This is a genomic window from uncultured Parasphingopyxis sp. (assembly GCF_937129435.1).
GTDB lineage: Bacteria > Pseudomonadota > Alphaproteobacteria > Sphingomonadales > Sphingomonadaceae > Parasphingopyxis.
Window position 1 is genome coordinate 1 of the sequence record NZ_CAKZNF010000082.1, and the last position, 18,161, is coordinate 18,161.

The window sequence follows — 18,161 nt, forward strand, 5'->3', positions numbered from 1 at the left end:
TGTGCTGCCCGAACGGCTCGACGCGACTTATGTGGGCGAGGATGGCGAGCGGCACCGCCCCGTCATGCTCCACCGCGCGATCTTCGGCAGCTATGAGCGCTTCATCGGCATCCTGATCGAGCATTTCGCCGGGCGCCTCCCCGTCTGGCTCGCACCCGTGCAGGCAGTCGTGGCGACGATCGTCTCCGACGCCGACGATTATGCCAACGAGGTCGAGGCGAAGCTCGCCGCCGCCGGCATCCGCGTCGAAACCGATCTTCGCAACGAGAAGATCAACTACAAGGTCCGCGAACACAGCCTCGCCAAGGTCCCGCACCTGCTCGTCGTCGGGCAACGCGAGGCCGATGAAGGAACGGTCGCCGTCCGCACGCTGGGCGAGAAGGAGCAGCGCGTGATGAGCCTCGACGAGGCCGTCGCGATGCTACGCGAGGCCGCGACCGCGCCCGACCTGCGCGGCTGATCGGCGGCGCGCGGACCGATGCTCGCGCTCGGCTGCCTGGTCCCCGTCCTGCTCGGGCTCGGCGGCTTGCTGCTCGGTGCATGGCTCGGCGGCGACGATTGGGCGATTTGGGGCGGCGTGGCCGGGCTCGTGCTCGGCACCGCCGTGCCTATCGTCATGATCGCCGCGCTCGCCAGATCGAAGGGCAGGCGCTGAGGCCGCTTTAACGCTTCGCTAACCATGTCGGCCTAGTCCCTCTGCGACGACGGGGAGCGGCCATGGCCTTTCATTTTATCGCCAGCACGGGGCGGACGGCGACGACCTATATCGCTGCGGCGCTGAACGCGCTTCCGGGCGTGGTCGCGTGTCATGAGGGCTATGCCGGTTCGGACAAGGATGCCGAGCCGCTGCTGCCGCTCATCAACTTGGAAAACGCCCGCGCCTATCAGCTGCCGTCGAGCGCGGAGGCGACCGTTGCCGAAAAGCGCAGTCCCGAAATCATTGCTGATGCGCTGGCCCAAAGCGGCGCCGAAACGCTGATCGATATCGCCTATTACAACCCGATGTTCGCGAGCGCGATGCTCGCCGCGCATCCGCAGGCGAAGATGATCGGCATCATCCGCGACTGCGAGAGCTTCGTGCGCTCTTCGACCACGCTTGACGGCGAGGACCCGATGCCCGTCGGCTGGGCCGATCCGGCGAAACCTCTAACGCGGCGCGAGGAATTCATCGCGCTCGGCCGGATCAAGCCGCGCCGGAAGACCGACGACAAAGCGGCATGGGACGGCTGGTCGGCGATCCAGCGCAATATCTGGCTGTGGCGCGAAACCAATCTCAGGCTGATTGAAGCGCAGAGCACATTTCCCGAACGCGTCCTCATCCTGCCCTTCGAGAGGCTGAAACAGGATCCGCAACACTTCTGGGACGCGATCGCTTCGCACCTCGACCTGCCGGAAATCAGCGAAAAAGCGCATCATGGTAAAGGAAAATTTACCAACACCAAGGCATTTGGATACCAGATCGAAGCGGCCGCCGCATGGAGCGCGGACGAACGGCAGCTTCTGCACGAATCCGTCGAACAGGTAGAAGAGAAGCTCGCCCATGTTTCATAGCAAGATTTCGGTCGACCAGGTCTGCGAAGTGGTCGGCGACGCGCTGCTCACCGTCAGCGAGAAGGAAGCGCTGTCGATCCCGGTAACGGCCGAGGCCGCGATGGGCGAGCCGGCGGAATGGGATTCGCTGTCCTTCATCGTCGTCTTCAACGCCATCGCCGAAGCCTTCGGCGTCGAGCTGGAAGACGACGACGCGATCCACTTCACCTCGATCCCGGCGATGCACGCCTTTCTGAACGAAATCGCCGAATGACCTGGCTCCACACGGAGCTGCTCAACCAGGCGCGAAACCATCCCGACCGCGCCGCCATCGATGGCGGCAAGGCGGGAGAGATCGGCTATGCGCAGCTGCTGACGATCGCCGGGGCACTGAGTGCCGAGATCGCCGCCGCCGATGCGCCGCGCGCCATCGGCGTGCTGAGCAATCGCCGCGCCGAGGCCTATTGCGCGGTGCTGGCGGCGTTCTTTTTGGGCATCAAATTCGTGCCGCTCAATCCCGGCTTTCCGGCCGAGCGGTTGGCGACAATCGTCGACCTTGCCGGTGTCGATCTCGTCCTGTGCGATAGCTCGACCGTCGAATTGGCCTCGGGCCTCGGCGCGCACTGGCAGGACATTTCGGGCCTCGTCGCCAGCCCGCCCGCCATCGTCGCCGACATGGCCGACCGGATCGAGGCCGATCTCGCCATCGATCCCGGCGCCATCGCCTATCAGATGTTCACCTCGGGTTCGACCGGCGAGCCCAAGGGCGTGCCCGTGCCCTATGGCGCGCTCGACCATTATGTCCGGCACATCCGCGATCTCGTGCCCTTTCCCGACGCGGCGCGGTTCAGCCAGCTCTTCGACCTCAGCTTCGACCTGTCGATCCACGACATCTTCGTCGCGCTCGCCTGTGGCGGCACCATCGTGCCTGCCGGGCCGATCGACCTGATGATGCCGCACAGCTATATCGAAAAGCGCGCCATCGACGTCTGGTTCTCGGTGCCGATGCTGGCGATGGTAACCGCGCGCGGATCGGCAGAGCCGAAGACCGATCATCGCATCGCCGTGGCGCAATTCTGCGGCGAGGCGCTGCCGATGGACTATGTCCGCCGCTTTCGCGCCTGGCTCGCCGACGACGCCCCCCTCTACAATCTCTATGGCCCGACTGAGGCGACGATTGCGTTCACCGGCAAGCCATTGGGCGAGAGCGATGACGGGTTTGCCGTTGCCCCGCTGGGCAATGTCTTCGGCGACAATGTCATCGCGATCCTGGCCGATGAAGGCGCGGTGATCGATGTGGCCGAAGGCGTGGAAGGCGAATTGCTGCTGGGCGGCCCGCAGGTTTTCGGAGGCTATGAACCGGCGCGCGATCTCGATCCCTTCGTGACGCAGGACGGCGTCCGCTACTACCGCTCGGGCGATCGGGTGCGCTTTGCCGATGGCGAACTGCACCATCTCGGCCGGATCGACGGACAGGTGAAGCTGCGCGGGCTGCGTATCGAACTCGGCGAGATCGAAGCGGCGTTCCGCGACACTTTCGGTTGCGACGCGGCCGCCGCCATCGTCTTCGGCGAACAGGAAAATGCCGAGATCCGCCTCGCCTACCAACATGACGGGGAGATCGGAAACCTGGCGCCGCTCAAGACGCGGCTGCCCGACTATATGATCCCCAAGCGAATCTGGCGCCGCGACGACCTGCCCGTCAACGTCAACGGCAAGGTCGATCGCAAGGCACTGGGAGCGATGACATGGCCCGACGCGCCCTAGGGCCCTTCGTTGTCATCCTCGTTCTGGCGGGGCTCGCGCTGCTGGGCGCGCGGCTGCAAAGCTATGAGCTCGACTACACGAACATGTGCACGCACCGGCTGGCCGAACTCGACCAGCCCGCCGCAGACATCCTCTTTATCGGCAACAGCCGCATGGGCGCCTCGATCGACCCGCTCTATATCGGCGACGAGGTCAGCGAAGCGCTCGACGAAACCGTCGCCGTCGAACGGCTGACGCTGACCAACAACGACCTCACGCCATTCCGCGCCTTTACCGGCGATTATGTCCGCAACCGCGGCTTCCCGAAGATCGTCGTTCTACAGCTGACCTATAACCGCGAGCGCGACCTGCAGGACCGGATCGACATGCCGGTCAATCCGCCCCGCAATCTCGCCTTTGCGCGGATGGCGGACATGCAGGCGATGCAGGACGATGTCGTCTTCAACGATCATGGCGCGCGCGTCTCGCGGCGGCTCGAGCGCGGCTATCGCGGCCGCCCGGCGATGGAGCTCGACCGGCTGACGATGAACATCTACGCGGCACTCCGCTATCCCGCGCACCGCATCACCGGCCGGCCGACGACCTGCGAGGGCGAGTTCGTCCACCGCCAGGCCGATATCTGGCTCTACGGAAATCTCGACGGGCACCGTCTCGCCGAACCCTGGCCCGAGCCCGACCCGGCGGATCTTGCCGAATGGCGCGCCATTGTCGCCGACTATCTACCGCTCGACCCCGACGATCCGATGCGGACCTTCGAAAACGACCAGATCGCGCAGCTTGTCACGATGCTGCGCGCGGGTGGAAGCCGTGTTTACCTGACCGTGCTGCCGAGCCTCGACGACGGGCCGCTCAGCGATGCCGACAAGGCCGCGCTTGCCCGCCGCTTCCCCGATGCTCCGCTGATCGATCTCGGCCCGCTCTATGCGCGCGAGGGCGATGCCGGGCTCGCGCTCGCCTATCGCGACGAGGATCATGTGAACATTCGCGGTGCGGCGGCGATCTCGCATTACTTCGCGCAAGTTCTGGCGGAGCGCTATCCGTGATCGACCCGCTCGCGCTCTTCATCTTCATCCTTGCGGCCTGGATCGCGGCCTTTCCCTTTGGCGCGAATGGCAAGGCGGCGGTGCTGACGCTGTCCGGCTTCGCTTTCGTCGCCATCTACGCGCCGGTTGCGGCCGGCTGGATCGCGCTGATGAGCCTCGAGGGCGTGTTGCTCGTATTGCTGCTGAAGCGCTTCGACCGCCAGTCGAACTGGCGCAAATACGGCGCCTATCTGCTGCTGCTCAACTTTTTGTTCGTCGATCTGCATCAATTCGCGCTCGGGCTGATCGTCGAAACGCTGGCGATCTCCTTCTCGACGATCCGCATCTTCATGACCTCGAAACAGCAGCTCGCCGCGCGCAAGGGCGTTGAAGCGAAGGAGACGGTCTGGATTCCCGTCGCCGGCTTCTACCTTCCCGCGCTGATCGTCGGCCCGGTCTTTTCGGGCGTCGATATCCAGAAGCAGGCGAAGCAGGGCGGCGCGGCGGAGCCCGTCCGGCTCAGCGACTATCGCCTCGTGCTGCAGGGCCTGGTGCTCGCAATCCTCGTCAATCCGGCCTGCGGCCAGCTCGTCGCCAAGCTGGCCGGCGAAGAAGGCATGGGGCTCCCGCTATTCGCCGTCGCCCCGATCCTTTTCGTCCAACTCTTCACCGCCTTTTGGGGTCAATCGCTGATCGCCGAGCACACGTCGCGCTTTTTCGGCTTCCGGCTGCCGCAGAATTTCGACGAGCCGTGGAAGGCGAAGGACATCAAGGATTTCTGGGCGCGCTGGCACCGTTCGATGGCGCAGTTCGTCATGCAGTATATCTTCCTGCCGCTGAACCTGCGCGGGGTCTCGCCCCGGCTCGCCACCGTCGCCGCCTTTGTTTTCATGGGCCTGTGGCACAATCTCTCGCTCGGCTATTTCCTCTGGGGCCTGAGCCATGGCTTGCTGATGGCCTATTGGCCCAAGCGCGAGCTTGACGGCGCGCGCGCCGGGACCGCCCGCGCCGCGACATGGATCATCGTCATCACCCTGTCCTACATCGCCAATTACGGAGCGCTGGCATGAGCGATACCGAACCCGCCTCCCGCGCCGAGCCCGAGGAAGATGGCGAAGGCCGCAAGATCGTCTTCTGGCTGCTGATCGCCTTCCTGTTGCTGATCATCGTGCCGCCCGGCCTGGGCGAGTCGCCCTACAACTTCTTCTGACGCCGAGCGCGGCGTGCAACGCAGGGCCTTTGATTCCGCGTGCATCCGTCATATATTACACGGCTGAAGCCCATTGAACGTCACATCAGGAGATACCGCTATACGTCCCCCTCTTTCCCGCCGTCCCGCCAATCCGCCGCAACACGGCCCGCGCCATAACCAGTTCATTCAGTCGCAAAAGGTGCGCGTCATCGACGAGAAGGGCGAAAATCTCGGCGTCATGTATACCGAAGAGGCGATCGAGCAGGCGGCCGAAGTCGGCCTCGATCTCGTGGAGGTCTCTCCCAACGCCGATCCGCCCGTCGCCAAGTTCCTCGACGTCGGCAAGTTCAAATACGAAGCGCAGAAAAAGGCGAACGCGGCACGCAAATCTCAAAAGACGCAGGACGTCAAAGAGATCAAGATGCGCCCGAACATCGACGATCACGACTATGACGTGAAGATGAAGAAGGTGTTCCAGTTCATCGAGGACGGCGACAAGGTAAAGGTCACGCTGCGCTTTCGCGGGCGCGAGCTGTCGCATCGCGAACTCGGTATGGACCTGCTGCAGCGGGTACAGGACGATACGCAGGAGACCGCCAAGGTCGAAGCCCGGCCGAAGATGGAAGGCCGCCAGATGCTGATGGTGCTGGCGCCGAAATAGACCTGGCCCGGCGGATTGAGTCCGCGGCCATGTACCCCCCGTCATTGCGAGCGCAGCGAAGCGATCCGGGGCCACAAAGGACAATGCTTGCGGCTCTGGATTGCCGCGTCGCCTTCGGCTCCTCGCAATGACGGTTTGATCCCGGCTTAATTTATTTGCGCCGACAACCAAGCGGCGGCATGGCGCGGGCCATGGCCGCCGCTTCGCGTTTCGCCTTTCCGCTGTTCCTGCTCGGCAGCATCGTGCTGTCCGCCGGACCGCTGTTCGTGCGGCTGGCCGATGTCGGCGAAGTGCAATCGGCCTTCTGGCGGCTTGCCGTCGGCGCGCCACTGCTCTTTCTGCTGGTCCGTGCGACGGCCTCTCGCGACGGCGCCCCGGCGCGCCCGCCGCGAATCACGATCTGGCTGATTCTCGGCGGCATCTTCTTCGCCGGCGATCTCGCCGTCTGGCATCTCGGCATCACCCGCACGGCGATGGCGAACTCGACGCTGGTCGGGAACAGCGCGGCGTTCCTGTTCCCGGTCTGGGGCTATCTCACCATGCGCCGCTGGCCGACGAAGACGGCAGGGTTCGCGCTGGCGATGGCGGCCTGCGGGATCGCGCTGCTCGCGGGCCAATCGGCCAGCATCTCGCGCGAGCATCTGACCGGCGACCTGCTCTGCCTCGTCGCGGCGATTTTCTACACCGCCTATCTGATCGTCATGGACAAGGGGCGGCAGGGGCATGGCGCGCTGCCGGCGCTGGCCTTTGCGACGCTGGTCGGCGCGATCGTGCTGTTTCCACTCGCCCTTATTGCGCCCGGGGCCTTCTGGCCGACCGACTGGACGCCGCTGCTGCTCCTCGCACTGAGCAGCCAGGTGCTGGGGCAGGGGCTGATCATCTATGCGCTGCCGCAATTGCCGCCGGTGGCGAGCGGCGTCGGCCTGCTGATCCAGCCCGCCTTTTCCGGGTTGCTCGGCTATCTCTGGTTCGGTGAGGTGCTGGCGCTGGCCGACATTGCGGGGATCGCCCTGATCTTCACGGCGATCCTCATCGTCCGGCGGCCGAGCGCGGCGCAGCCCGAGATCGAAAAGCGCGTGCCGCCGTCGCTGGGCGGCGCGCAGATCCCGGACTAGGCGGTCAGCCCTCGGGCATTTCCGCCGGCGGTTCCCACAGTTCGATCGCATTGCCTTCGGGATCGTGGACACGGGCGAAGTGGCCGTAGCTGCCGTCCATGTCCCATTCGGGATCGGTGATGACCTCGATCCCCGCCGCCGCCAGCCTCTCCTTCATCGCGTCGAGATCGTCGACGCGCAGGTTGATCATGAAGGCCTTGTCGGCGGCGAAATAATCGCTGTCCGCCTTGAAAGGCGCAAAGACGGTGGGCCCGGCCTGCTGCTCCCACAGGCTGTCGCCGCCGCCGAAACCGAAATGCTCGCGATACCAGGCCGTCAACGCTTCGGGGTCTTTCGCGCGAAAGAACAGCCCGCCCATTCCCGTGACGCCCATAAGTGCCTCCTGTTGCTGCCACGGCCATACGCGCGATCCGAACGTCCGCCAAGACTCTTGCAGTTTCCGCAATTGAGAGTTGCAAAGATTGCAAGAGAATCAAAAACATGTTGCCGATTTGGCGCACTGTTCAGGCAATCCTTTCCGTATACGGAAATCCATTGGAAGAAGCGTGCGCGCTTCGTTATGGGCGCGCCCGAAAACAGAACAAAACCCCCCAAACACATTATTACTGGAGACACGCTTTGCGTAAGAATCTGCTGCTCGCGACCGCGGCCGTAGCCGCTATCGCCACCCCCGCCTTCGCACAGGATGCCGAAACGCCCACCGACGTCGCCGACAATGCGGACGTCCAGGGTCCGGCCAATGCGCCGATCGTCGTCGTCGCCCAGGGCCGCGAACAGCGGCTGATCGACGTGCCGATCGCCGTCAACGCGGTCAGCGCCGAAAGCCTGCAGAATTCCGGCGCCAACGACATTCGCCAGCTCAACCAGCTCGCGCCGTCGCTGCTCGTTTCCTCGACCGGTTCGGAAGCCAATGGTTCGGCCCGTATCCGCGGCATCGGTACGGTCGGCGACAATCCCGGCCTCGAAAGCTCGGTCGCGGTCTTCATCGACGGCGTCTATCGTTCGCGCACCGGCGTCGGCCTCAACGAGCTTGGCGAGATCGAGCGCGTCGAAGTGCTGCGCGGGCCGCAGGGCACGCTGTTCGGCCGCAACGCATCGGCCGGCCTGATCAACATCATCAGCCGCGCGCCGGACTATACGCCCGAATTCAACGCCGAAGCGACCTATGGCAATTACGACCATATCCGCGTCGCCGCCGGTGCCACCGGCCCGATCGGAAACAGCGGCCTCGCCTACCGTATCGACGGCGTCTATGTGAACCGCGACGGTTTCTATCAGGACACGCTGAGCGGGCAGGACGTCAACGATCGCGATCGCTATTTCGTTCGCGGCCAGCTCGCCTATGAAGCTTCGCCCGATCTCGAATTCCGCCTGATCGGCGATTATACGCGGCGCGAGGAAAATTGCTGCGCCGCCGTCTATGCGACCCCGGCGCTGGCCCCGGCCAATGCCGGCCTGCTCGACCTCACCAACCCGATCATTCCGGTTCTGCTCGAGGTCGCCAATGTCAGCTACGACACCTATTTCCCGTCGCGGAACGACCCCTATGAACGCGACATCGCGATCACGCCGGGCCGCACCTATGCGGGCACGACCGAGGATTACGGCGTTTCGCTCCAGGCCGATTGGGATCTGGGATTCGGCCAACTGACCTCGATCACCGCCTATCGCGAATATCGCAGCGAGCAGGGAACCGACACCGACTATGGCGTCGCCGACATTCTCTACAATGCCGACAATGGCGAGAATTTCCGCAGTTTCCAGACCTTCAGCCAGGAACTCCGGCTGCAGGGCGAAGCGTTTGACGGCCGGCTCGACTGGCTCGTCGGCGGCTATTACGCGCATGAAGAGCTCGACACCGGTTCGAACCTGCGCTTCGGCAACGACTATGGCGCCTTCGCCTCGTGCCGCCTGCTCGCGACCATCAATCCCGGCCTGCCGCGCGCTGCCGCCGCACCCGGTTGTCTCGCTCCGGCCATTCCGGGCGTGTTCCCGGGCACGGCGGGGATTCTTTCGGGCATCTTCCCGGATCCCGACGGCGCCGGCCCGATCCAGGGCGCAGCGCCGTTCATCGACGGCCTCAATCGCCTGAGCACGGTCAACGATCTGGGCGATGTTTCCTCGCGCTACTCGCAGACCAGCGAGAATTTCGCGCTGTTCACCCATAACATCTTCGAGATCGCCGACGGTTTCGATCTGACCGTGGGCCTGCGTTACACGACCGAGAGCAAGGATTTCTCGGCCAACTTCAACAACGACAACACGATCTGCCCGGCGCAGCAGGCGGCACTCCTGCCGTTCCTGACCGGTGCCGCGCAGACGACGGTGCCGTCTTCGCTGATCGGCGGCCTGATTGCGCTGGCCTGTCAGGGCAACTCGACGGCGCAGCTCAACGGGCTGAACCTCGTCGACGATCGCAACGAGGACGAGTTCACCGGTACGGCGATCCTCAGCTACCGCCCGGTTGACGACCTGCTGCTCTATGCGAGCTATTCGCACGGCTACAAGGCGGGCGGCTTCAACCTCGACCGTTCGGCGCTGACCGCCGGCCCCGGCTCGGTGATCTTCCCGGTCACCAATCCTGCCTCGGGCTTCAGCACCGCGAACCTGCAGTTCGATGCCGAAACGGTCGACGCGTTCGAAATCGGCGCCAAATATGAAGGCCGCGACTTCACGATCAGTGCCGCCGCGTTCCGCCAGGAATTCTCGAACTTCCAGCTGAACACCTTCAACGGCACCGTCTTCATCGTGCAGAACGTCAATGGCTGCGGCGCCGATCTCGGCGGCGCGGACCGTGATGGCAGCGCCGCCACCGGCGCCTGCGCGGCCGACGATGTCGAACCCGGCGTGATCTCGCAGGGCGTCGAGCTCGAAGCCACGCTGACGCCGGCCGACTATTGGCGCTTCGGCCTCGGCATGACCTTTGCCGATACGAGCTATGCCAACAACCTCGTTGGCGACGATCAGGGAACGCCGCTCGATCCGGCGCTGCGCCTGCTGCCCGGCGACAATCTGTCGAACGCGCCCGAACTCGTCGTGACCGGTTCGGCCGCCTGGACGCCGCCGATCGGCAATAGCGGCCTTTCGGCGCTGTTCTATGTCGATACCCGCGTGACGAGCGACTATAATACGGGCTCCGACCTCACGCCGACGAAGGAGCAGGACGGCTTCGTCCTCGTCAACGCCCGTGTCGGCATCCGCGACGACGACCAGCTCTGGAGCCTGGAATTCTGGGGCCAGAACATCTTCAACACGGGCTACAGCCAGGTTGCGTTCAACTCGCCCTTCCAGGCGCCCGCGCAGATTTACTCGGCCTTCCTTGCCGAGCCGCGCACCTATGGCGTGACGCTGCGGACGCGCTTCTAGGCGCTCCGGCCACCGGCCAGAAAAGGGCCCGCGATTCCAAAAGGACTCGCGGGCCTTTTTGCGTCCGGACAGTTGATGGCGGCCGGTTTAACGGCCATGAGATGACGCGATGGCGCTCGATTCCCTCATGGTCAAAATCGCCGTGATCGGCGTCGCCGGCGTCGGGGCGCAGTGGATCGCGTGGCGCACGCAAAAGCCGGCGATCGCGCTGATGCTCGTCATGGGGATCATCGTCGGCCCGGTCAGCGCGCTGATCCCGCACGAACTGTTCCGCGGGGGCCTCATAAATCCCGAAAGAGATTTCGGGGCTCTGATGGAGCCCATCATCAAGCTCGCGGTGGCGGTGATCCTGTTCGAAGGGGGGTTGAGCCTCAATTTCCGCGAACTGCGACATGCCGGCTGGGCGGTGATGCGGATGGTGGTGATCGGGGTGCCGGTGGGGTGGATCCTCGGCACGCTGGCGGGCCATTACGGCGCAGGTCTGAGCTGGGAGGTTGCGGCGTTGTTCGGCGGCATTCTCGTCGTCACCGGGCCGACGGTGATCGGGCCGATGCTCCGATCGCTGCGCGTCGGAAGCCGCGTCTCGAACGTCCTCAAATGGGAAGGGATCGTCAACGATCCGATCGGCGCGCTGCTTGCCGTCTTCATCTTCGCCTATATCACCTATGGCGGCGCCGGCACGAACATGGCGGCGATCACCTTCGACGTGCTGGCCTCGACCTTCGTCGCGGCGCTGCTGGGCGCGGCGCTTGGCTGGGGGGTCACCTGGTTCTTCCCGCGCGGTTATGTGCCCGAATATCTGAAAGCGCCGACGCTGCTGATCCTCGTGATCGGCGGTTTCGTGCTGGCCGATATCATCCAGCATGAGACCGGGCTGGTGACGGTGACGATCATGGGCGTCGTCATGGCGAACCGGCCGATGTTTTCGAGCCACGCATTGCGCCGCTTCAAGGAGGACCTCGCCGTCCTGCTGATTTCCGGCGTCTTCATCCTGCTGTCGGCGACGCTCGACTGGGAGGTCATCACCAGCTTCCAGTCGACCTCGCCCGATCCGCTCGTCGGCATCATCCGTTTTATCGGTTTCCTGCTGCTGCTGCTCTTCATCGTGCGGCCCGCAACGGTGCTGATCTCGCTGATGTTTTCCTCCATCCCCTGGAACGAGCGATTGTTCATCGCCTGGATCGCGCCGCGCGGTATCGTTGCCGTCGCGATCACCGGCCTGTTCGCCATCCGGCTGATCGATTTCGGGGTCGAGGATGCCGAGGCGCTGATCCCGCTCTCCTTCGGTGTCGTCATCGCGACGATCTTCGCGCACGGCTTTTCGGCCGGCTGGTGGGCACGCCGGCTGGGGCTCGACAAGGGCGCGGCGGACGGGGTGCTGCTGATCGGCGCCAATCGCTGGACGATCGATTTCGGCGAGCTGCTCAAGAAGCTCGAAATCCCGGTCACGATCTCCGATCCGTCGCAATATGCGCTGCGGGCGGCGAAGCGGCGGGAGATCGAGGTCTATCGCGGCGACATTCTCGACGAGGTGACGCAGGAGAATCTCGATCTCGGCCAGTTTCAGGAGCTGATCGCCGCGACCGACAACGATGCCTATAATGCGCTGATCTGCGACGATCTCGGCCCCGAAATGGGCTATGATTCGGTGAGCCAGATCGGCGCTGACCGGGACCGCGCCCCCTATCATGCGCGCGGTCGCGTGCTGATCGAAAGCGGGCCGACGATCGACGACCTGCTCAAATGCGAGGACAATGACTGGGTCTTCACCCGCACCAAGATCACCGAGAAGTTCGGCATCGAAGATCTGAAAAAGCAGATGTCGTCCGAGGCGATGCTGATCTGCGTGATGAAGCCCGACCGGCGGCTACTTTTCTATTCGACCGATGCGCGGCCCGTCGTCGAGGCCGGCGACATACTGGTGAACTATGGCCCGCCCGAAACGCCGGAAACCAAACAGGAGAAACGCGAACGGGTGGCCGAAAAGCAGGCGAACGGCACCGAAGACGAGGGCTAGCCGGGCGCCGCGCCGGCGTCCCCGATATGGTCAGGCGGCCCTGGTCGCCTTCTCCACCGGTCGCTCTTCATCGCGATCCTCTTCACCCTCGCCGCCCGCCGCTTCGACCAGCCGGCGCTGCAGCGCCTTCAAACGGTTGCCATTGAGGATCTTCTCGCCGAACAGATCGGTCAGGTAGAAGGTGTCGACCGCGCGCTCGCCATAGGTCGCGATATGCGCCGAATGGATCGTGACCTTGGACTGGAACAGCGCATGGGTCAGCCCGTTGAGGAGCGCGGGCCGGTCGAGCGCGTTCACCTCCACCACCGTATAGCGGTTCGACGCCTTGTTATCGATCAGCACCAACGGCTCGATCGTGAACGCGTCGGCGCGCGGATGCGGCAACGCCCGCCGTTCCAACCGGTCCTTGAGCCTGTGCTTGTTCGCCAGCGAATCGCGGATCGCCGTTTCCAGCCTTTCGAGCTGCCCCGGATCGTCGAAAGGCCGGCCCTGCGGATCCTGCACGAGGATGTTGTCGAGCGCCATGCCGTCGCGCGATGTGTGGATGCGCGCGTCGATGATGTTGCCGCCGGCCATGTGGACCGCGCCGGCCAGCCGGTAGAACAGGCCGGGATGATCCGATGTGAAGACGGTGAGCAGCGTCGCGCCGCGATCGGCATCGGGCATGGCGGCGATCGACAGCTTGTCGCCCGCCTCCTCGGCGGCCTGCATCTGCCGGGCATTGGCTTCGGCGACATCGGCGCTTTCGGCGATCCAGTAGACCGGCCGCAGCCGCTTGAAATGCGCCGCCATCGCCTCCTCGCTCCAACCGAGCCGGGCGGCTAGTTCGTCCTGGCGGGCGGCAATGCGTTCGTCGCGGCCCTTGGACTTGTGCCCGAGCCGCAGCATTTCCTCCGAAGCGAGATAGAGATCGGTCAGCAGCTGGCGTTTCCAGTCGTTCCACACGCCGGGGCCGACGGCCCGGATATCGACCGAGGTCAGCACGACGAGCAGTTTCAGCCGCTCCGCACTCTGCACGGCGAGGACGAAATCCTGGATCGTTTTGTGATCGGAAAGGTCGCGCTTGAAGGCGGTCGCCGACATCAGCAGGTGGTTGCGGACCAGCCATGCGACCTCCTGCGTCTCCGCCGCGGACATGCCGAAGCGCGGACACAGCTCTTCCGCGACTTCGGCGCCGAGGATCGAATGGTCGCCGCCGCGCCCCTTGGCGATGTCGTGCAGCAGCACCGCGACATAGAGGACGCGGCGTGATTGCAGCTCGGCCATGATCTTTTCCGCCATGGGATGATCGTCCGTGAGCTCGCCCTTTTCGATGCGCGAGAGCAGGCCGATGGCGCGGATCGTGTGCTCGTCGACGGTGAAATGGTGATACATGTCGAACTGCATCTGCGCGACGACGCGGCCGAAATCGGGCACGAAGCGGCCGAAAACGCCGGCCTCGTTCATCCAGCGCAGCACCGAGGCCGGGTCGCGCGGGCTGGTGAGGATATCGAGAAACAGTTCGTTGGCCTTCGGATCGTCGCGGATCGGCCCGACCAGCTTCTCGTCGCGATTGGCGATCCGCATGGCGTGCGGATGGATTTCAAGGCCGTGCCGGTCGGTCAGCCAGAACAATTCGAGCAGCCGTAACGGTTCTTCGCGGAAGAAATCGTCGTTCGGGATCGAGAGTCGGCCGCGATCGATCACGAAACCGTTCAGCCTTTTCGGGCTGCGGCGCAGTGTCGGCATGGCGAAGCGCCGGCCGCGGCCGCCATATTGTTCGTCGAGATGCGCGAGGAAGACGCCGGTCAGGTCGCCGACCTGCTTCGCGATCAGGAAATAGTGCTGCATGAACCGTTCGACCGCCGATTTGCCGGTCCGCTCGGCATAGGCCATGCGCCGCGCGATCTCCGGCTGGAAATCGAAGGTCAGCCGCTCTTCGGGCCGTCCGGCGAGCAGGTGGAGGTGGCAGCGCACGGCAAGCAGGAAATCGCGCGCCTTGCGGAACTGCCGCAGCTCGTCCGCCGTCAGCAAATCGTGTTCGACCAGCTCGCCCAGCGCGCGCGTGTTATGAATATATTTTCCGATCCAGAACAGCGTGTGCAGGTCGCGCAGGCCGCCCTTGCCGTCCTTGACGTTCGGTTCGACGACATAGCGGCTGTCGCCCATCCGGGCATGGCGGGCATCGCGTTCGGCGAGTTTTTCGGTAACGAACGCCTTGGTCGTGCCGCTGACGACCTCGGCCTCGAAACGCCGCGCGGCTTCGTCGTAAAGCGCCTCGTCGCCCCAGATGAACCGGGCCTCGAGCAGCGCGGTGCGGATGGTGAGGTCGCTCTTCGCCATGCGGACCACATCATCGAGCGACCGGCTGGAATGGCCGACCTTCAGCCCAAGATCCCAGAGCGTGTAGAGGATCGATTCGATCACCTGCTCGCCCCAGGCGGTCTGCTTGTAGGGCGTGAGAAAACCGATATCGAGATCGCTGAACGGGCACATCTCGCTGCGGCCGTAGCCGCCCACCGCGATCAAGGTCAGCCGCTCTGCATCGGAGGGGTTGCTGTTCGAATAGAGCCGCTGCGCCGTGAAATCGTAGATCAGCCGGAGCAGCTGGTCGTAGAGAAAGGTGTAGCTTTCGGTGATCAGCGTGCCGCGCGAAGGGCGCTCCTCGAACCGCGTCGCGATCTCGGCACGGCCCGCATCCATCGCTCCGCGCATCCGCTCGACCAGATTCGCGCGAAGCGTTCCATTGTCCTCGGCCTCGATCGAATGCAGCTCTTCGGCGATGCGCGCGCGGTCGATGATCCGCCGCCTCTGAGGAATACGCTCCTTGGCCATACGCCCCATCTAGGCGTCGCCGCCCGCCTCTGCCAGCCGCTTGAGCCGATAGACGAGGTCGAGCGCCTCGCGGGGTGAGAGGTCGTCGGCGTGAATAGCGTCCAGCGCCTCGCGCAGCGGGTCGGGGATTTCGTCCTCCGATTGCGCGATTTCGGCCGTGAAGAGCGGCAGGTCGTCGAGCCCGGCGGCAAGCCCGCCGGTCGCCGCGCGGCCCGCTTCGAGCTTGGCGAGCACCGATTTGGCGCGCGACACGGTATCCTTCGGCAGCCCCGCGAGCTTGGCGACGGCAAGACCGTAGCTGCGATCGGCCGGGCCTTGGGCGAGTTCGTGGAGCAGGACGAGATCGCCCTTCCACTCGCGCGCGCGGACATGGTGGAGCGAGAGCGCGTCGAGCCGTTCGGCGAGCCGGGTCAGCTCGTGATAATGCGTCGCGAACAGGCAACGGCAGCGATTGACGTCGTGCACCGCCTCGACGACCGCCCAGGCGATGGCGAGACCATCATATGTGGACGTGCCGCGCCCGACCTCGTCGAGAATGACGAAGCTGTTCTCGGTCGCCTGGGCGAGGATCGCCGCCGTCTCGACCATCTCCACCATGAAGGTTGAGCGGCCGCGCGCCAGATTGTCCGACGCGCCGACGCGCGAGAAGAGTTTATCGACGATGCCGAGCTCTGCCGAGGCGGCAGGCACATAGCTTCCCGCCTGCGCCAGCACGGCGATCAGCGCGTTCTGGCGAAGGAAGGTCGATTTGCCGCCCATATTGGGTCCCGTCACGAGCCAGAGCCGTTCCTCGGGAGACAGTCCGCAATCATTGGCAACGAACCGCTCGCCCTGCTTTTCGACGGCCTCTTCGACCACCGGATGGCGGCCGCCTTCCACCGCGAAACAGGCATGATCGGCAATCGCCGGGAGCGTCCAGCCGCCCAGCGCCGCGCGCTCGGCCAGCCCGGCGCCGACATCAAGCCGCGCCAGCGCATCGGCGGTCGCGGCGATCCGCGCCTTGTCCTCCATCGTCCGCGCGAACAGGTCTTCGAGATGCGCGGCCTCGGCCGCCAAAGCATGGGCGCCCGCCTGCGTCACGCGCTGCGCCTCCTCGTGCAGCTCGGGCGCGTTGAAGCGGACGACACCGGCGAGCGTCTGGCGATGAGTGAAGCCCGAATCCCCGGCCATCAGCGCATCGGCATGTTTCGACGGCACTTCGACGTGATAGCCGAGTACATTGTTGTGCTTGATCTTGAGGCTGCCGATCCCGGTTCTGTCGCGATAACCGGCCTCGAGCTTTGCGATCGCCTTGCGCCCCTCGCCGCCTGTCGCGCGCAGATCGTCGAGCGCGGCATCATAGCCTTCGGCGATATAGCCGCCCTTGGCGACGTCGATCGGCGGCGAGGGAACGAGCGCGCGCGAGAGCAGGTCGGTCAGCGCGCCATGGCCGGTGAGGTCGGGGAGGAGGCGTGCAAGCAGCTCTGGCGGCTGTTCGATCCGCGCCAGCCGCTCGTTCAACCGCCGCGCCTCGAGCAGCCCGTCGCGGATCAGGCCGAGGTCGCGCGGGCTTCCGCGCCCTGCCGCCAGACGACCCAGCGCGCGTTCGATATCGGGCATCGCCTTCAGCTGCGTCCGCAGCGCCTCGCGCCCGCCCGCCTCCTCGACGAACAACCGCACCAGCGCATGGCGCGCCTCGATTGCCGCGCGATCCGCCAGCGGTGCCGCGATATCGGCGGCGAGCAGCCGGGCGCCGCCGCCCGTCACCGTCCGGTCGATGCAGTCGAGCAGGCTGCCCTTGCGCCCGCCGCTCGCCGATTGCGTCAGTTCGAGGCTTTCGCGCGTCGCCGCGTCGATCAGCATATGATCGCCGGTCCGCCGGCGCGCGGGCGGCTGGAGATAGGGCAGCGCCCCCTGGCCGGCCTCGTCGAGATAAGCGAGCAGCCCGCCCGCCGCCGCCAGCTCGGCACGGTCGAACTGGCCGAAGCCGTCGAGCGTCGCGACGCCGAACAGCTCCTTCAGCCGCTTTTCGGCGGCGATGCTCGAAAACTGCGCCTTCGGCCGGGCGATCGCCTCGGTAGCCGCCTGATCGAAATCCTCAGGCACAACAATCTCTGCCGCCGAAAGCCGCGCGAGCTCTGCGTCGAGCGCCCCCGGCGGGACCGAGGCCAGTTCGAATCGTCCTGTCGAAATATCGGCCGCCGCGATTCCCAGCGCCCCGCCCGTCTCCGTCACCGCCACCAGCCAGTTGGCGCTGCGCGAATCGAGCAGCGCTTCCTCGGTCAGCGTTCCTGCCGTCACGACGCGGATGATCGCCCGGCCGACCAACGCTTTCGAAGCACGCCCTTCCTTTCGGGCGCGTTCCTTCGCTTCTTCGGGCGTCTCGGTCTGCTCGGCGATCGCGACGCGGTGCCCGGCCTTGATCAGCCGGGCGAGGTAGCTTTCATGGCTATGCGCGGGGACGCCGCACATCGGGATCGGCTCGCCCTCATGCTCGCCGCGCGCCGTCAGCGCGATGTCGAGTGTCGCCGCCGCGATCTTCGCATCCTCGAAGAACAGCTCGAAGAAATCGCCCATCCGGTAGAAGAGCAGGCAATCGGGTGCCTTGGCCTTCAGCTCTAGATATTGCGCCATCATCGGCGTCGGGCCGGATTTCGCCGTGCTCTGCTTGGGTTTTGCCTTGGTCGCCATGGATTGC

The 18,161-nt window shown here is 65.1% G+C and carries 15 protein-coding genes; 12 read left to right on the plus strand and 3 right to left on the minus strand.

What is annotated here, in order from left to right; genetic code table 11:
• From Q0139_RS12890 to Q0139_RS12935, 10 genes are all read left to right on the plus strand, one after another.
• Positions 1–460 (plus strand): His/Gly/Thr/Pro-type tRNA ligase C-terminal domain-containing protein (locus Q0139_RS12890; RefSeq protein WP_298022653.1); only part of this gene is annotated, 460 nt, incomplete at its 5' end.
• A gap of 18 nt (positions 461–478) precedes the next feature.
• On the plus strand, positions 479–655 hold the full coding sequence (locus tag Q0139_RS12895; protein ID WP_298022656.1) for a hypothetical protein: 177 nt from the start codon (positions 479–481) through the stop codon (positions 653–655).
• 62 nt (positions 656–717) lie between these two features.
• Positions 718–1,551 (plus strand): sulfotransferase, encoded by an 834-nt coding sequence (locus tag Q0139_RS12900; RefSeq protein ID WP_298022659.1) that lies wholly within the window; start codon positions 718–720, stop codon positions 1,549–1,551.
• Positions 1,541–1,804, plus strand: a complete 264-nt coding sequence (locus tag Q0139_RS12905; protein ID WP_298022662.1) for a phosphopantetheine-binding protein — start codon at positions 1,541–1,543, stop codon at positions 1,802–1,804. Before Q0139_RS12900 ends, Q0139_RS12905 begins: the two co-directional genes overlap by 11 nt.
• Positions 1,801–3,297, plus strand: coding sequence for an AMP-binding protein (locus Q0139_RS12910; protein WP_298022665.1), 1,497 nt, complete (start codon positions 1,801–1,803; stop codon positions 3,295–3,297). Before Q0139_RS12905 ends, Q0139_RS12910 begins: the two co-directional genes overlap by 4 nt.
• Positions 3,279–4,340, plus strand: coding sequence for a hypothetical protein (locus tag Q0139_RS12915; RefSeq protein WP_298022668.1), 1,062 nt, complete (start codon positions 3,279–3,281; stop codon positions 4,338–4,340). Before Q0139_RS12910 ends, Q0139_RS12915 begins: the two co-directional genes overlap by 19 nt.
• Positions 4,337–5,389 (plus strand): MBOAT family O-acyltransferase, encoded by a 1,053-nt coding sequence (locus tag Q0139_RS12920; RefSeq protein ID WP_298022671.1) that lies wholly within the window; start codon positions 4,337–4,339, stop codon positions 5,387–5,389. Before Q0139_RS12915 ends, Q0139_RS12920 begins: the two co-directional genes overlap by 4 nt.
• Positions 5,386–5,529, plus strand: a complete 144-nt coding sequence (locus Q0139_RS12925; protein ID WP_298022673.1) for a hypothetical protein — start codon at positions 5,386–5,388, stop codon at positions 5,527–5,529. The genes Q0139_RS12920 and Q0139_RS12925 overlap by 4 nt, the downstream gene beginning before the upstream one ends.
• A gap of 100 nt (positions 5,530–5,629) precedes the next feature.
• Positions 5,630–6,172 (plus strand): translation initiation factor IF-3, encoded by a 543-nt coding sequence (infC, locus tag Q0139_RS12930; RefSeq protein WP_298022838.1) that lies wholly within the window; start codon positions 5,630–5,632, stop codon positions 6,170–6,172.
• 191 nt (positions 6,173–6,363) lie between these two features.
• The gene (locus Q0139_RS12935; RefSeq protein ID WP_298022676.1) at positions 6,364–7,287 is read left to right on the plus strand and encodes a DMT family transporter; all 924 of its coding nucleotides are present in this window, start codon (positions 6,364–6,366) and stop codon (positions 7,285–7,287) included.
• A gap of 4 nt (positions 7,288–7,291) precedes the next feature.
• On the opposite strand, the gene Q0139_RS12940 is transcribed toward Q0139_RS12935, so the two are convergent.
• On the minus strand, positions 7,292–7,660 hold the full coding sequence (locus tag Q0139_RS12940) for a VOC family protein (protein WP_298022679.1): 369 nt from the start codon (positions 7,658–7,660) through the stop codon (positions 7,292–7,294).
• 245 nt (positions 7,661–7,905) lie between these two features.
• Here Q0139_RS12940 and Q0139_RS12945 point away from each other — a divergent pair, with 245 nt between their 5' ends.
• Both Q0139_RS12945 and Q0139_RS12950 read left to right on the plus strand, forming a co-directional pair.
• Positions 7,906–10,653 (plus strand): TonB-dependent receptor, encoded by a 2,748-nt coding sequence (locus Q0139_RS12945; RefSeq protein ID WP_298022682.1) that lies wholly within the window; start codon positions 7,906–7,908, stop codon positions 10,651–10,653.
• Positions 10,654–10,762: 109 nt separating this feature from the next.
• Complete coding sequence (locus Q0139_RS12950) at positions 10,763–12,670, plus strand: sodium:proton antiporter (RefSeq protein WP_298022685.1); 1,908 nt, start codon at positions 10,763–10,765, stop codon at positions 12,668–12,670.
• Between the two features lie 30 nt (positions 12,671–12,700).
• On the opposite strand, the gene Q0139_RS12955 is transcribed toward Q0139_RS12950, so the two are convergent.
• Both Q0139_RS12955 and mutS read right to left on the minus strand, forming a co-directional pair.
• Complete coding sequence (locus Q0139_RS12955; protein ID WP_298022840.1) at positions 12,701–15,484, minus strand: [protein-PII] uridylyltransferase; 2,784 nt, start codon at positions 15,482–15,484, stop codon at positions 12,701–12,703.
• A 9-nt stretch (positions 15,485–15,493) separates the two neighbouring features.
• Positions 15,494–18,154 (minus strand): DNA mismatch repair protein MutS, encoded by a 2,661-nt coding sequence (mutS, locus tag Q0139_RS12960; RefSeq protein ID WP_298022689.1) that lies wholly within the window; start codon positions 18,152–18,154, stop codon positions 15,494–15,496.
• Between the last annotated feature and the right edge of the window lie 7 nt (positions 18,155–18,161).

What these genes read in the sequence shown, in the direction of transcription:
- Q0139_RS12895 (WP_298022656.1), top strand. Translation starts at nt 479, where the DNA reads ATGCTCGCGCTCGGCTGCCTGGTCCCCGTCCTGCTCGGGCTCGGCGGC.
- Q0139_RS12900 (WP_298022659.1), top strand. Translation starts at nt 718, where the DNA reads ATGGCCTTTCATTTTATCGCCAGCACGGGGCGGACGGCGACGACCTAT.
- Q0139_RS12905 (WP_298022662.1), top strand. Translation starts at nt 1,541, where the DNA reads ATGTTTCATAGCAAGATTTCGGTCGACCAGGTCTGCGAAGTGGTCGGC.
- Q0139_RS12910 (WP_298022665.1), top strand. Translation starts at nt 1,801, where the DNA reads ATGACCTGGCTCCACACGGAGCTGCTCAACCAGGCGCGAAACCATCCC.
- Q0139_RS12915 (WP_298022668.1), top strand. Translation starts at nt 3,279, where the DNA reads ATGGCCCGACGCGCCCTAGGGCCCTTCGTTGTCATCCTCGTTCTGGCG.
- Q0139_RS12925 (WP_298022673.1), top strand. Translation starts at nt 5,386, where the DNA reads ATGAGCGATACCGAACCCGCCTCCCGCGCCGAGCCCGAGGAAGATGGC.
- Q0139_RS12935 (WP_298022676.1), top strand. Translation starts at nt 6,364, where the DNA reads ATGGCCGCCGCTTCGCGTTTCGCCTTTCCGCTGTTCCTGCTCGGCAGC.
- Q0139_RS12940 (WP_298022679.1), bottom strand. Translation starts at nt 7,660, where the DNA reads ATGGGCGTCACGGGAATGGGCGGGCTGTTCTTTCGCGCGAAAGACCCC.
- Q0139_RS12950 (WP_298022685.1), top strand. Translation starts at nt 10,763, where the DNA reads ATGGCGCTCGATTCCCTCATGGTCAAAATCGCCGTGATCGGCGTCGCC.
- Q0139_RS12955 (WP_298022840.1), bottom strand. Translation starts at nt 15,484, where the DNA reads ATGGCCAAGGAGCGTATTCCTCAGAGGCGGCGGATCATCGACCGCGCG.
- mutS (WP_298022689.1), bottom strand. Translation starts at nt 18,154, where the DNA reads ATGGCGACCAAGGCAAAACCCAAGCAGAGCACGGCGAAATCCGGCCCG.